This is a genomic window from Rhizobium sp. P1_E1, assembly GCF_056406015.1.
In genome coordinates this window covers 14,800-28,921 of sequence record NZ_JBFUAY010000065.1, presented here as the reverse complement: position 1 = coordinate 28,921, position 14,122 = coordinate 14,800, and the positions used below count along the sequence as shown (strand labels likewise).

General features: G+C 59.8%; 11 protein-coding genes and 2 pseudogenes. 1 reads left to right on the top strand and 12 read right to left on the bottom strand.

Translation table 11 applies throughout. The annotated features are described in order from the left end of the window. The 12 genes and pseudogenes from AC1D1Z_RS20895 to AC1D1Z_RS20840 form a co-directional block, all read right to left on the bottom strand. Window positions 1–270: pseudogene (locus AC1D1Z_RS20895) on the bottom strand (amidohydrolase family protein); the annotation flags it as partial. Then, window positions 267–1,316 carry a questin oxidase family protein gene (locus AC1D1Z_RS20890; RefSeq protein WP_018245303.1) on the bottom strand — a complete coding sequence of 350 codons (1,050 nt, stop codon included), beginning with the start codon at window positions 1,314–1,316 and terminating at the stop codon, window positions 267–269. The gene AC1D1Z_RS20890 and the pseudogene AC1D1Z_RS20895, both read right to left, overlap by 4 nt. Window positions 1,317–1,357: 41 nt before the next feature. Then, a pseudogene (locus tag AC1D1Z_RS20885) lies at window positions 1,358–1,781 on the bottom strand (tRNA-specific adenosine deaminase). Then, entirely contained in the window at window positions 1,771–3,459 is a 1,689-nt protein-coding gene (locus AC1D1Z_RS20880; protein WP_018245302.1) for a CocE/NonD family hydrolase, read from the bottom strand. The pseudogene AC1D1Z_RS20885 and the gene AC1D1Z_RS20880 overlap by 11 nt, the downstream one beginning before the upstream one ends. Window positions 3,460–3,461: 2 nt before the next feature. Continuing rightward, window positions 3,462–4,280, bottom strand: coding sequence for a creatininase family protein (locus AC1D1Z_RS20875; RefSeq protein WP_018245301.1), 819 nt, complete (start codon window positions 4,278–4,280; stop codon window positions 3,462–3,464). Further along, entirely contained in the window at window positions 4,277–5,791 is a 1,515-nt protein-coding gene (locus AC1D1Z_RS20870) for an NAD(P)-binding domain-containing protein (RefSeq protein WP_018245300.1), read from the bottom strand. Before AC1D1Z_RS20870 ends, AC1D1Z_RS20875 begins: the two co-directional genes overlap by 4 nt. After that, the gene (locus tag AC1D1Z_RS20865) at window positions 5,788–6,585 is read right to left on the bottom strand and encodes an ABC transporter permease (protein ID WP_018245299.1); all 798 of its coding nucleotides are present in this window, start codon (window positions 6,583–6,585) and stop codon (window positions 5,788–5,790) included. The genes AC1D1Z_RS20870 and AC1D1Z_RS20865 overlap by 4 nt, the downstream gene beginning before the upstream one ends. After that, a complete protein-coding gene (locus AC1D1Z_RS20860) occupies window positions 6,582–7,460 on the bottom strand; it encodes an ABC transporter permease (RefSeq protein WP_018245298.1) in 879 nt (292 codons plus the stop codon). Before AC1D1Z_RS20860 ends, AC1D1Z_RS20865 begins: the two co-directional genes overlap by 4 nt. Then, entirely contained in the window at window positions 7,460–8,545 is a 1,086-nt protein-coding gene (locus AC1D1Z_RS20855) for an ABC transporter ATP-binding protein (RefSeq protein WP_018245297.1), read from the bottom strand. The genes AC1D1Z_RS20860 and AC1D1Z_RS20855 overlap by 1 nt, the downstream gene beginning before the upstream one ends. Before the next feature lie 2 nt (window positions 8,546–8,547). Next, complete coding sequence (locus AC1D1Z_RS20850; RefSeq protein ID WP_245268268.1) at window positions 8,548–9,630, bottom strand: ABC transporter substrate-binding protein; 1,083 nt, start codon at window positions 9,628–9,630, stop codon at window positions 8,548–8,550. A gap of 137 nt (window positions 9,631–9,767) precedes the next feature. After that, window positions 9,768–10,808 carry a LysR family transcriptional regulator gene (locus AC1D1Z_RS20845; RefSeq protein WP_018517233.1) on the bottom strand — a complete coding sequence of 347 codons (1,041 nt, stop codon included), beginning with the start codon at window positions 10,806–10,808 and terminating at the stop codon, window positions 9,768–9,770. A 1,367-nt stretch (window positions 10,809–12,175) separates the two neighbouring features. Further along, window positions 12,176–13,084: a LysR family transcriptional regulator gene (locus tag AC1D1Z_RS20840; protein WP_018245294.1), complete on the bottom strand. Its 909-nt coding sequence runs from the start codon at window positions 13,082–13,084 to the stop codon at window positions 12,176–12,178. A 251-nt stretch (window positions 13,085–13,335) separates the two neighbouring features. On the opposite strand from AC1D1Z_RS20840, the gene AC1D1Z_RS20835 reads away from it, so the two are divergent. Further along, window positions 13,336–14,112 carry a 5-oxoprolinase subunit PxpA gene (locus AC1D1Z_RS20835; protein WP_018245293.1) on the top strand — a complete coding sequence of 259 codons (777 nt, stop codon included), beginning with the start codon at window positions 13,336–13,338 and terminating at the stop codon, window positions 14,110–14,112. Window positions 14,113–14,122: the final 10 nt, after the last annotated feature.

Here is a 14,122-nt window from a genome sequence, read left to right as displayed (position 1 = left end):
GGGTACGCCCTGCATAAGCGGCGTGATCCCGAAATGGTGATGGCTGTTGACCAATCCCGGCATCGCGATCATGTCGGGAGATCCGAAGCGGGCAAGATGGTCGTTGCCATAGGCAACGGCGGCAAGAGGCCCGATCTGCGCGATCATGCCGCCCGCGACACGGATGCCTACATCGTGGCGCATGGACATGGTGCCGTCGGGCAAAACGCCGCATAGCACGGTTCCGGCTTCAATGATGCAGTCGCCYGACATCGGCTGTTCCAGGCTCATTTCGTGTAGTCTCCAACAAGTCCGAGGCGGCGGGCGACCACGACGCGGTAGAGCGGGTCGCTATAGACTTTCATTTCCTCGCTGGCGGAAAAGGCGAGACTGATATCGTGCTCGTCGTAGCTTTGCGCGGCGATCGCATGCATCTCGGGCCAATCCGGCACATGAATAAGACGCCAGCGATCGACTGCCGCTCTGTCAGGCATATGGGGAAACCCGAGTTCGCCCATCAGTGCGGCGATCCCCTGCCAGAACACCCGCAACATCCGATAGAGGGTCGCCTCGTCGCAATGCGGCTTGAGCAGACGAATCCAGTGCAGCCCGGTGATAATGTGTAGAGCGGCGAAGTGCTGGGTTGCCGCAAAAATGGCGAGCGCAGTCGCCGCCATTTTTTCCATCGTGTCCGGCCCGATGTCGAGCCAATCGACGACCGGCACAAATTCAGGCACGTTGCTGGCGTCGCGTATGTTCTGCCAGAGAAGGTCGTGAAGTTTCATGCCATGCAGTGGTTCGATTGCAGCGGTCAGGGCCAAGACTTCGGCCGGGTCGTGCGTGATCGGCGGCGTCCCTTTGGCTTGGGGAAGCGGCAGATAGGTGGCGGCCCAATAGGCGAGCGCAATGGCGACATCGGTCTCGTCAGAACGAAGCACCCCGTAGGCCGTTCGCATCAGCGCATGAAAGGCGCTGGCAGTTATGCCGTCGGCAAGATCTGGAAGATAAAGCTGAAGAGCCTCATGTATCCCGAGTCGCGCCAACTCCCCGGCAAAAAAATGGCGCAGATCAGGTTCGCGCTCACGCATCCCGATCGCGGTTTTCCAGTTTTTACTATCCAGGCTCTTCAATGGCTGGGCGAAGGGTAAAAGCTGCTTGGCGTCTCTGTAGTGATGGAAGAACCGTCGAAGCTGAGCCGATCCGCCGCCGATCCGGTCCAGCGCGACGAGGACCATCGGCGCATGATTGGCAAATGTGCGCGAAAATTCAGAACCCCATGCCGGCATGTCGGCTAGCAGCGTTCTCAGTTCGTCCGAAGTGCTTTCTTTTGGTACCATGGATCTAAACTCCTCGTTGAAAACGGAATGCCCGCTTGCATTCACACCGTTGGTTGCCAGGCGTCCCGGTGAACAGCTTCCGCTTCCGTCTCAATCAAGCGTCCGATGACCTCGACGCTTTTCTGGCCCGCCGAAAACACATCGCGGCATGGCAAGTCCATTGTCGAGTTGTCCGGGTGATCCCCTGTCATGGCCTTCAGCCGATGTTCGGAAAGGCCATAGACGACCCGGCCGATAACACTGCGCCAGAAACGGCTCGCGATAGAGCTTCGAGGCACGCGTCGCCAACAGGCGCTCGGCATGGGCCGTTGCATCGAGGTCGGGGAAATATTCGTTTTCTTCCTCAAGAAGAATTTCACCGCCGGGACCGGCCAGAAGCGCGCCGAAGGGCATATTGCCATGCGCTTTGGCTCGGTGCGCAATCTCGAAGGTCAATCTGAGAAGGCTTTCGTGATCAAGGCTCATGTCCGTTCTCCTCTACCGTATGCGATTGGCTGTCTTTCGCATCGGCCTGCCGCATCACGGGCAATCGCAGGGTGGAGGGGTAGCCATCGCCTGACTGGAGCACGAGGGTCGTGACCAGCCGATCCGTTACGGCCGCGTCCTGCGGTCGTGCGCCGGTGCCCGGATTGACGGGGAAAGCGGGAAACGACGCCGCCTGTATCGATAGACGCAGGCAATGCCCCGCCCGCACCGTTACGTGGACGGGCCGCAGCGCGACGGAAACCGGCGATCCTGCGTCGTCGGCCTTTACGGTTTTATGTCCCGACGTCACGCTGATGGCGGCTCCATCAGAGGTGAGCGTGCTCAAGGTGCAATCCAGGTCGAAACTCGGCCTGTCGGCGGTGACGAAGAGGTCCACTTTCGGGGCTCCGGTCAGCAGGAGCGGCCGGTCGAGCGGATCGGAGGTGTAGACCAACACGTCGGCCCTGTCGTCGATGGCCGCCCTGTCGGCAAAATCCGGCGGTGTGCCGAGATGCAGCCCGACGCTCGGGGCCGGCCGCCATGGATCGTGGACGAGATAATCGGCGCTCGCAAGCTCTGGCATCTCGGCAAGCGTTCCATCGATGCTCGTCGCGGCCGCCCGGCCGCCCGATGAGAGATGAAGCACCAGCATCTCGGCTGTGGGCAGGCTTTCGAAACCGGCCCAGGCCTCTTTGACGACATCGTAGAGCCGGACCTTCGGGTAAGGATTTTCGCGGCCTTTGAGCGCCTCGTCGAAGAATGCGACGATCTCGCGGTCGATGCCGTCTGCAGCGTCGGCTCCGGCATGCAATGCCCCGACCCGTCGCCCCCAGGGGATATGCGACCATGGTCCGATGGAGAGCCGCTGCAGATTGCTGCCCGCGGAAAATGCTTCGAAGGCGGCGAACGTGCCCTCAAGCATAATGTCGTTCCATCCGCCGACATGCAGGACGGGGACGTCGAGTGTCACGCCCTCAAGTAGTAATTGCGGCGACCTTGTCCGCCAATAGGACGGATCATCGGCAAGCCAGTCGTGATAATGCGTGTATCGCGATGCCTGCTCCAACCCGTCCGGCCGTGCCGAAACCGCGCCCGAATGCAGAGAAGGCAAAGCGGCATGCAACATGTGGGCGGCATCGAGGTCGCCGGCCAGCCGGGCATTTTCGACGGCCATCTGGCACGCCCACATCTGGTTGGACTGCAGACGGAACCCGTCGCCTTCGAAGGCCCAGTGGTTGCGCACATCAAAAGCCGCCATGGCGATTGCCATCGCATCGGGCACTTTCCCGCCGGATTTTCGAGCGCCGGCAAGGGCCAGGAACTGGTTCATGCCGTGGTAGCTGAAGCCATAGCTTGCCACCATGCCGTTGCCGCCGGCAAGATCGGCCGCCAGCGACAATGTCTGCGCGCCGTCTGCGACATCGTCCTCGAGAATCCTGAAGATCCCTTCCGAATCTCCACGGCCACGAACATCCTGCACCAGCACCACGTAACCCTGCGCCGCATACCATGCGGGATGGGCCAGAACGACCGTCGAGGCGACCTTTCGCCCATAGGGCAGGCGCATCACCAGAATGGGATAGCGCTCCGGGCCGACGGGACGATAGACGTCGGCCGCGAGATGAACGCCGTCCGCCATGCGCATCCGAAGAGTTTCGATGTCGCGGAGTGCCAGCATGCTTATCTCATGACCGAAAAGCGGGTTTCGGAGGTGAGCCTCGCCATGTCGAATTTGCGCGTCGCCTCGATCAAGCGCACCAACCCGGTCGCTGCCCGCTCAAGCACGATCGCGCCTTTGACGGCATCGGCATTGGCGGCATTTCCGCTAACGCCTGCGGGGTGAAGATCCTGCGCCTGCCAGCCGAAGCCGACCGCGCCTTCCGCCGTCAAAGGACTGCCCGACTGCTCGATGTCGACGGTCAGCGGCACGAAATCTTCGGCCTTGTCCATGGCGACCAGTTCCGGCGCGATGGCCAGCATCATGCTGGTTTCGATATCGCCGCCGTGAATGCCGTGAACGATTTCCGCGGACGAAAACAGATCGTCGACCGGCGCGATCCTGAACCAGGAGCAGGCGACCGCCAGCATGTCAAGTTCGACACGGATATCGCGGCAGGTCATCTCCATCAGCGAGATCTGCCCGCCATGAGAATTGAATAGGATCATCTTTCGGACGCCGGCACGCTTGACGCTTCTGGCCATATCGAGCCAGACGAGCCGCAGGGTTTGCGCCGATATGGTCAGCGTCCCCGGATAGGCGAGGTGCTCATCCGACTTGCCGACACCGAATGCCGGCAGGATGAGGACGTCCGCGTTTGCGTCAAGCAACGGCACCATCCGATCGATGATGGCGGCGTTGATGGCGGCGTCAACCTGTACGGGAAGATGGGGGCCATGCTGCTCGACAGCCGCAATCGGCAGGATGACGACGGTTTCGCTCAGATCGCGGGACGCAAAATCCGCGGTCGAATAATCGGCCCAGTAAAAGGAATGCGTCATGCGCCACTCCGCATGGCCGACTTGCCGGTATCGGGCGAGCTTGCCGATTGCCGATTGGCCTCGGCTATCACGATCTCGAAGTCGTCGGGGATCGGCAGATCCGGTGAGACGTAAGATGCCAGTTCCGGCAGGATGACCGCTTCCCGATCGAGCAGCAGCCGGCGCAGGACGCCGCGCACGAGCCGTGGAACGGCATGCTTGTGCCCACTGATCGACGTCGAGTGCGGACCGTGACTGACGAAACTGCTGCTGTTGAAGGCAAATACCCGGCTGACCCACGTCTCATCCGGATCTTTCGGGATGAACCCGTAGAATCCGTCGAGATAGGGAAACCGTGCCAGCCGGGCGTCCGCGCGGCCGTCTTGCGGCGTGTAACGTTCGCCCCAAAGCGCGATCTTGTCGTGAATGGTTTTGAGTTCAGGCCTGGCGGCGAGATCGACATCCATCCCCGTTGCAAGAAGCAGGTGATCGAACTCCAGAATACCGTCCGGGGTGGTGACGCGGATCGCATCTGGCTGTTGAGAGACCTCCAGCCATGGTGTTGCGGGACGAAGCTTGAAATTTTCAAGGCGCATTGCGGTCTCGAAACTGCGCACCGGCGGCGGCTGATCGACGCTGCGAAAGAACCGGGCGATATCCCAGCGTGTGGTCTCGGAAAGGTCAGGGTAATGCGTCATCATGCCGGGCGTCTCGACCGCGCGGTGGGGATTGGTGCGCGGCAGGCGCGCGCGCCGGAAGCAGAGATCGACGGAGGCAGCACCGGCTTCCAGCGCCTTGATCGCATTGTCGAACGCAGAGGCGCCATGACCGAGCACGCCGACGCGCAATCCCTTCAAAGCGTCGAAATCGACGGGACCGTTCGTGTGATCGAACTTTTCGGCCGCCAATGCTTCTGATACAAATGGCGGCACCCGCCATGCGCCGGCGCCGTCATACCCGGTGGCGAGCACCACGGTTCGCGCCAGAGATTTTTCAATCCGGCCTCCGATGCGGGTCGTAACCGCAATCAGATCGCCCTCCGGCGCGACGTCCAGGACGTCGCAATGATTGGTGATGGCGATCTCGAAAACGTCGGCATACCAGTCGAGATAGGCCTTCCAGTCTGTTCGCGGAATGCGGGACAGATCCGTCCAGGCCTGCTGCCCATAGCGCGTTTCGAACCAGCGGCGGATGGAGAGATTGACGACGTTGAACTCGTTGCCGACCTGGGTCTTCGGGGTACGCAATTCCTCCATGCGCGCAAAGGTCAGCCATGGCCCCTCAGCGCCCGGCGCTCCGCTGTCCAAGACGCAGATGCGCCGGAGCCCGTCCCATTTCAGGGCTGCTGCGATCGTGACGCCTGACTGGCCACCGCCGACGATGATCGCATCGGCGATATCAGCCGCGTCTGGTCTCGGCAGGTCGCTGAGCCATGCTGCGCTCGGGTAGCCGAGGGCGGCAAGATCGGCAAGCGCTGCCTGCTTCAGGTCATCAAGCGTCCCGCGCGGCGCATCGATTGGGGCAATCATCATAGGTAATCTCTTATATGGGCCAACCGTCCGCGCAGGCGGCGTCGGCGATTGATTTCGGTCAGCGCCACGATCAGGGCCGTCAACACGAGGACGGCCACCTGCATGGCATTGAGGTCGGGCTTCAGCTCGCGCCGGAATTCCGATGCGACGATCAGCGACAGGGGCTGCGTGCGGCCGGCGAGGAACATGGAGATGGTCAGATCGGCCAGCGACAGGATGACCCCGATGGAATAGGCGGCACTCAGCGCGACGCTCAACTGTGGTAGCAGAACACGCCGGAAGCTCTGCCACGGGGTGGCGCCGAGATCCCGCGCCGCTTCTTCAAGCCTGGGGTCGAGCCGGACCATCACGGCGGCAAGGATTGTGGTGGTGAAGGGAATGACGACCAAAGTCTGCGCCAATATGAGCGCGGTTGCCCCACGGCCCAATCCCACCCAGCTCATAAGCATGGCCTGCGCAATGGAAAGCACCGTCTTCGGCACCAGAAAGGGCACGAGGACCAGGATGGCGAATGCTGCCCGGAACTTCATGCGTGGCGACGTCACGGCCAATGCGGCCATCAGCCCGATCAGCGCGCCGAGCAGACCGACGGGCTGCGCAATCAGAAAACTGGTGACGAAGCCACCCAGAAATGCTTCGTTGCCGAAAAGATCGGCATACCAGGTGAACGTAAATCCACTCAACGGGAAGGCCATCGTGCTTGCGGCGTTGAAGGAAAAAATTCCGAGAACGACGATCGGCAAATAGAAGAAACACACGGCAAGACCGAGCGTGAGAATGACCAGGCGGCTCATCGTGCCCCCCGTCGAAAGACCGCGCGGGCGCCATCGAACCGAAGAAGGATGGTCACGAACCCGGTGGCAAAGGCGATCAGGACGACAAGGAGGCTGAGCGACAGCGCGGAAGCCAGCGGCCAATCGAACGCCGTCCCGAACAGGTTGTCGATCATGGCCATCGGCGTCGCACCCGACGTCCCGCCCAAAAGGCTCGGCGTCATCATGTCGCCGGCGGCGAGTGCAAAGACCGTAAAGACGCCGACAGCCAGTCCGGGTGTGGTCAAAGGCAAGATGACCTTGAAGAACGCGTCTATCGGGCGAGCCCCGAGATCCCGTGCGGCTTCGATCAACCGCTTATCGATCAATTCCGCCGAGATCCAGATGGCCAGCACCATGAAGGGCAGATTGTTGTAGAGAAGCACGAGATGCGTGGTGAACGGCGAAAACAGCAGGAACTTCAACGGCTCATCGATCACGCTCAACCATTTCAGAGCAGCGTTGACCAGCCCTTCGGAGCCGAGAACGACCCGCCAGGCATAAATCCGGACGATCTCGCCGGTATAGAGGGGCGTCAAAAGGACGATGCTGCCGATGCCTTTCCAGAGAACGGGAAGGCGCGTCATCGAAACGGCGATCGGGTATCCGATCAAAGCTGCCAGTAAAGCCGTGCCCGCGCCCGAGACGACCGACTTGCCGATCAGAAAGGCGAAGACCGGATTGGTAAACATCTGAGCCCAACTCTGTCCGGAAAAGGCCGGAACGAGCGTGAACGCATCGGGATCCACCTCAAAGACGCTGAAAACCAAGAGCACGGCAAGCGGTAGAACGCATCCGAGGATTAAAATAAAGGCGACTGGCACCGCGAGCTGTGCCCGGTGAAAAACCGACGCCATCAGTCGATCCTCGTGATGAAGGCGCGGTCCTGATCGACGACGAGCCCGACATTCGCGCCAGGCGTCAGCGGATTAGCCGCCATGAACCGCAAAATGACACCGTTAACCTCTGCCTCGACAAGGTAGCGATCTCCTTTGAACACCACATGCCGGATCGTCGCGTTCAGGCCATCAGTCCCAATACGGACATGCTCCGGCCGAATGGCGAGCACGGCCTTATCCCCTTTCGCCAATCCCTCCACTGCCGGGCATTGCATGATACCGGTGGCCGTATCGATCGCAGCCGATCCGGAGGCCTCGCCGGCATCGACGATTTCGCCTGGAATGAGTGTCGCCGCGCCGATAAAGTCGGCAACGAAAGTGTTGGCAGGACGGGCATAGATTGTCAGCGGCGCCGCCTTTTGAACGATGCGCCCCTTGTTCATGACGACGACGATGTCGGAGAGCGCGAAGGCCTCCTCCTGATCGTGCGTGACGTAGACGAATGCAATACCGAGACGCCGCTGCAAATCCTTCAGTTCGATTTGCAAATGTCCGCGCATCTTTTTGTCCAGTGCAGACAAGGGTTCGTCGAGAAGCAGCAGATGCGGCTCGGCGATGATGGCGCGTGCCACCGCGACCCGCTGCTGCTGGCCGCCTGAGAGCTGGTGTGGATACCGATCGCCGAACTCCGCCATATGTACGGCATCCAGAGCCCTTTTGACGCGCGCTGCCACGTCGACATTGCTGTGGCGCCGCAGTGTCAGCGAGAACGCGACATTTCCGAAGACGGTGAGGTGGGGAAACAGCGCGTAGCTCTGGAATACGGTGTTGACCGGACGACGCTCCGGCGGAACGCCGGAAAGCGACCGTCCGTCAAGCACGAGCGATCCCGCGTCCGGCGTCTCGAAGCCGGCGATCATGCGCAAGATCGTGGTCTTGCCGCATCCGGAAGGGCCGAGAAAGGTGGTGAAAGCCCTTTCCGGAATATCGAGATCGACGCTATCGACCGCGCGGTCCCTGCCGTAATTCTTGGTCAGACCGCGCGCCGAAAGCAAAAGCCCGGATCTTGACGGATCGGCCGCCATGTCAGGCGTCGTCGTCATGATCAGCTTGCCTTGACTTCATTCCAGATCTTCAGCCACTCGGAATAATTCTCCGGGGCGACCGGCCACATGAACGACTTCATCACATCCATGTCGTCGACGAATATCGCTTCCTGCTGCTGCTTCGACAATTCGTCGCGGATGATCGAGGATGTGGTCGCATAGTTGCCGATCTTAGCGATCTGGGTCGCGAATTCCGCCCCAAGCAGATAATCGATAAACTTGTAGCCGATCTCGCTCTTTTCCGCAGACAGGGTGGCCGGCATGGCAAAGCAGTCGCACCAGCCCATAATGCCGGCTTTCGGCTTGGCCATCCCCATCGCCAGCTTGTCTTTCAACGCATCATAGGGAACCCGCCACGAAAACGCGCAGGAAACCTCGCCGGTGGCAAACAGATTGGTGAGATCGCCGATCGTCTGCCAATAGGTGCGCAGCAGCGGCTTCTGCGCAACCAAAAGCTTCTTGGCTTCCGCCAGCTCCTTGGTCTCCATGAGAAAGACCTTGTCGCGCGGCACGCCGGCGACCAGACCGGCGATGCCAATGGATTCCAGCGCATAGTCGCGCATGGCGAGCTGGCCCTTGTATTTCTCGTTGAACAACGTCGTGTAGTCAGGCTCGCTCTCGAACTTGTCCTTTCGGTATACGATTGGATTGAGGCCCCAGAGATAGGGAACCGCGAACTGCTTGCCGGCGGCATCGAGAACCTTGGGMGTGGTCTTGAAGACGTCGTACATCTTGGCGGCGTTGGGGATCTTCGCCATGTCGATTTCTTCGAGCAGGCCTGCCTTGATATAGCGCCAGCTTCCATTCAGCGACGGATTGATCATGTCCCAGTCGGAAGCCGTGCCGGTTTTCAGCGCCGCGAACTGCGCGTCCTCGCTGGAAAGATAAGACAGCTTCACCTTGACGCCGGTTTGCGCCTCGAAGGCCGCAATGTATTCAGGATGCCCATTGGAATCCCAGGTCGCCCAGACCATTTCGGAAACGGCAGCTTTGGCACTGCTCAGTGAACCGAACATCCCCGCCGCCGCCCCGGCGGCGATCCCTGCAAGCACTTCGCGTCGGCTAATTCCTGAACCTGCCATCATGCCCTCATCTGGTTGCGAGTGAACTGCGACCAATGTCGTTTGTTTGGACAAGAAAGCCTATAACAGAACCCAAATAGACTATATTGCACTGCGCAAAAGCCGGACGACCTCTGCCGCGATCCCGCGAGATTGGTCTAAACGAAGACCTGCGCTCCGGACCGCAGGAATGTGATCGGTACGGACTCCGTCGGATCGCAGACGCGGACGCCGGCCGCAACCGACTTGATCATCTGCCGGAGCCAGACGTGATCGGGAGACTGGTGCTTGCACTCATGCCAGAGCATGTAGAACTGCATCTGCCCGAGTTCGCGCGGCGCCTCCAGAACGACGAGTGGAAAGGCCTGAGCGATTTGCTCGGCAAAAATCCGCCCCGTCGTGAACACGAGGTCCGATTGTGTGAGCACGTAGGGCGTGATCGCATATTCTGGCACGGATACAGCGATGTTGCGCTTGAGCCCGAGTTCGATCAGCCGCCCGTCGATCGGGCTGAGATGGGCCCGCTTGTCGGAAGTCGGAGAAAGATGTTTTTCCTTCAGGAACTCGCCCATCGAGATCGGTTCACGTTGCCTTGCCAGTCTATGGTTCGGGCGGACGACGCAGACAATGTCGGTGGTTAACAGGGGGGACATCCGCAGGTACTCCGGCGGATGCGGCCAATTGCCGATGACCGCATCGATGGACCCGTCCGCAAGCTGGCTGATAAGATCATCATAGCTCGGCATGTGGGACGCATCGACACCGACATTGGGTGCCTTTTGTGCAATTTTTCCGACCAGCTGAGGCAGAAACACGGCTCCGAGGCAATTGTCTGCGATAATGCGGAAGTTTCGCGTCGCATTGTCCGGGTCGAAGGTGGCGTGAGGCGACAGATGCGCGTCGATCTGGCCGAGAATGTCGCGCAACGTCTCCTTCAGGGCGAGACCTCGCTCCGTGGGTACCAGCGCCCCTCCTGACCTGACCAGAAGCGGGTCGTCCAGCATTTCCCGCAACCGTTTCAGCGTCAGGCTGACCGTTGGCTGGGCCTGCCCCAGAATGTCGGCGGTTTTCGAAACGCTGCATTCCGTCAGCAAGGTCAGGAGCGTGCGCATCAGACGCACATCCATCATCCCATTCGCCTGTCGCATCATGATCAGCCTTCCCTTGTCGAACGGTGCAACAAGCTTGAAAAGAGGCATATTTCATGCCAACCGACGAGGTCGCTGGTCATGCCGTTATGTGTAGTCGTTGCAGTTAAGGGCGTCGAAAGCCAGCCGCCAGACATTCGAATATGACCCCGCAATCACGACGGTCGTCGTCTGGGTAAGGTGAGCGCGGGTTTTGAGCGGGTGGCGATATAGGGCTCACAATGAAAGTGGTCGGGGCATGGGTTCGTTCGATGCGGATATATTCTGACGCGAGGAATTGGCCCTGACCTGCCGTGTCGCGCGCTACCCGAACGAAGTCATCACATCGATTCTACGAGCAATGCGACCCCGTCCCCCACGCGGGTCATGGGCGCCCGCAAGTGAACCATCCGTCTGCCGCGCAATGATGCCGGCCCTTGCGTTCCGTAGATCAGGACAGGTTTACCGTCTCTCAGCCCCAGCCCCGGATTGAGCGTGTAGAAAGGTCGCTTTGCCGTGAAACAATACTCGCTTGAAGTCGGCGGTCCCGCCCCGCTCGTTCTGTTTGATAGGGTATCCCGCGCTGACGCCGTAGCCAGGCTTTCACCGGCGGTGACGGGCTGGAAGGATGGTCGTCAGACGTTTCTGCGGCCGGCGCCTCGATTGCTTTTCGGGCAATAAGCCTTGTGATCGCGGCGATCCAGGCGGCGCCTTAACCGAGTCCTTGACCTGAAGTAAAATGCGGTAAAAGTGTTAGCTTGGAGCCTTAAGCGGTCTTTGTACCATCTCAAAGTGACGTATACTTGGATTGCTACCGTCAGTCGTCCAAGCCTCTGCGAACGATAGATACACGGGACTTGAGGAAAGCTAATCAAGCCGACGCCACGCCTTGGAGTTCGCCTTTTCGATGCCTTAGGCTGCAGACTGATCTATGCAATCTCTATCAGCATACAGACTGATTATCGATATGCACAATTCATGCCGTAATCTGATTTATATCGATAATATCAGCTTATAGCCTGTGAAACAGGCGTAAGAAATCAGGCTGGCGTTGCCTGGAACAAGGAAGATCCGTCCGACTCGCACGATGTCGCCTGGTCAGGGGATGACGCTCTCTGGCCACAAAGGGGCGACGGAGAGAACCATCAGACGTGCGAAGAATCTCGACATAATCATCGATGAGCTCGGTATCGACTATCTTAATGATCTGAGGCGCGCAAAGGGGCGCGACGATGGCTGTATAGCGGTGGTTGGCTTTGCCTGCGGCAGCAGCGTCGGCACCACAAGACTTGGCGCGAAAATCATTCCATTTCACGTTGGCGGCAAATCCTCCCGGCGTCCTCCTTGCCAGGCGCCGACGAATAGCCGCGGGAGCGCGTTGTATCATCAACTGGGCGCGCCGGCAGCCATTCCTGGCACGCCGAGTTTCGAAGACGAATTCATGCATTGGTGCCCGGCAGGCCGAACGCCTGCTGAAAATATCGGCGAAAGGCGTGCATGGCCGGGGTGAAGTCGGTTTTGGCGCGCCAGGCGAGGCCGACATCCATCGGTGGCACCGGATCCGTGATGTTGATCGTCTCGATCCGCCGGCCTTCCAGCGACCAGGGGCGGTGCACCATATCGGAGAGGATCGCGACGCCGAGGTTGTTGGCGACCATGGAACGTACCGCCTCGATCGACGAGGTGCGCAGAATCACCCGCGGCTGGTAAGGCGTCGTGCTCCAGTACTTCAATGACGAATATGCCGCCTCGTCCACCGTCAGCATGATGTAGGGCTCCTCGGCGATATCCTGCAGGCCGACGTCCGCACGCTTCAGCAGCGGATGCTGCGCGGACACCCAGAGCCTGCGGACGGAACGCAAAAGCGTCTCCGTGGTAAGTGCGTTATTCAGGATATTCGAAGTCAGCAGCACCGAAATGTCGTAGCGATTGACCAGCAGGCCTTCCTCGATCGACTCACGGTTCACCTCGTAAAGCTGGATGCGGAGCTTCGGATAAAGCCGCCGCATGCGCTCGATGTGGAGCGGCAGAAAGTAGCCGATGACCGTGTAGGTCGCCGCGACAGTCAGATCGCCCTCGATGTCGCTGCTGACATAGTTCAGATGCGTTGCCTCATCGACCTTGGCGAGGATCTCGTAGGCGTAGGAAAGAAATTGCCGACCGGCGGCGGTCAGTTCCATGCCCTGCGGCATGCGGGTAAACAGTGCGACCCCGATTGATTTTTCCAGCTCCTTAATTGCGGTCGTCACTGCCGATTGCGAGATCGAGAGTTGTGCAGCCGCATAGGAAATCTGCCCCTGCTCGGCAGTTGCGACGAAATAGCGGAGTTGTCGGAAACTGAGGCTCATGGTTCCGTATGTCCCATCGAATTATCTGAACTCAGCGTCAATAAATTCGATTGGCTGCATATGATTTATGCGCGCGCGTTGTGAATTGGTGGTGGAATCGAACTAGATCATTGGAAATCAACATAAAGTTTTTGCCTTTGATTTGAGCGCAGGTATCTCTTTTCTCGATAATGATGGCGCAAAAATTGAATTTTTCAAATCCTGTTTTGTCACGTAGCGTCTTCGCCAGATGACAACCGCGGAAAGACAGTTTGAAAAATATCGTCGATATCAACTGCGATATGGGAGAGGCCTTCGGTCGCTGGCGGATCGGCGACACGCAGGATGCCTTGCTCATCTCCCACATCAGCTCGGCCAATATCGCCACAGGCTTTCACGCCGGCGACCCGAACCTCATCGACGAGACCGTGGCACTTGCCGCGGCTCACGGGGTCGGGGTCGGCGCGCATCCTGGCTATAATGACCTTCAGGGCTTCGGCCGCCGCAAGATTCTCGGCAACAGCAAAGAGCTGGTCAACGACATCATCTACCAGGTGGGGGCGCTGCGCGAGTTCGCCCGCCGTCACAGCGTGCCGGTGCAGCATGTGAAGCCGCATGGCGCGCTTTACATGGAGATGGCGGTCAATTCGGATTTCGCCCAGATCTTCGTCCAGTATCTGCGCACAGTCTCGCCCAACGCTTTTGTCTTCTGCATGGGCGGCTCGGCGACGCACCGGGCAGCACTTGATGCCGGACAGCCTGTCGTGCGCGAGTTCTACGCAGACCGCGACTACGACGACAGCGGTTCGATCGTCTTTACCCGCGATGCCGGCCGTCCGGACCCGATGGTGCTGGCGCAGAAAGTGCTGCGCGCCTGCCAGGAAGGCAAGGTCCGCACGGTCTCAGGCAACGACATCGACATCGAATTTGAATCCATCTGCTTTCATTCCGATACGCTCGGCGCGCTCGATATCGTTTTGAGCATGCGCGAGCTTCTGATCGGTGCGGGAATTCGGATCGCGCCGGTGTCGCAGATCCTTGGCCAATAGATTTGTGGAG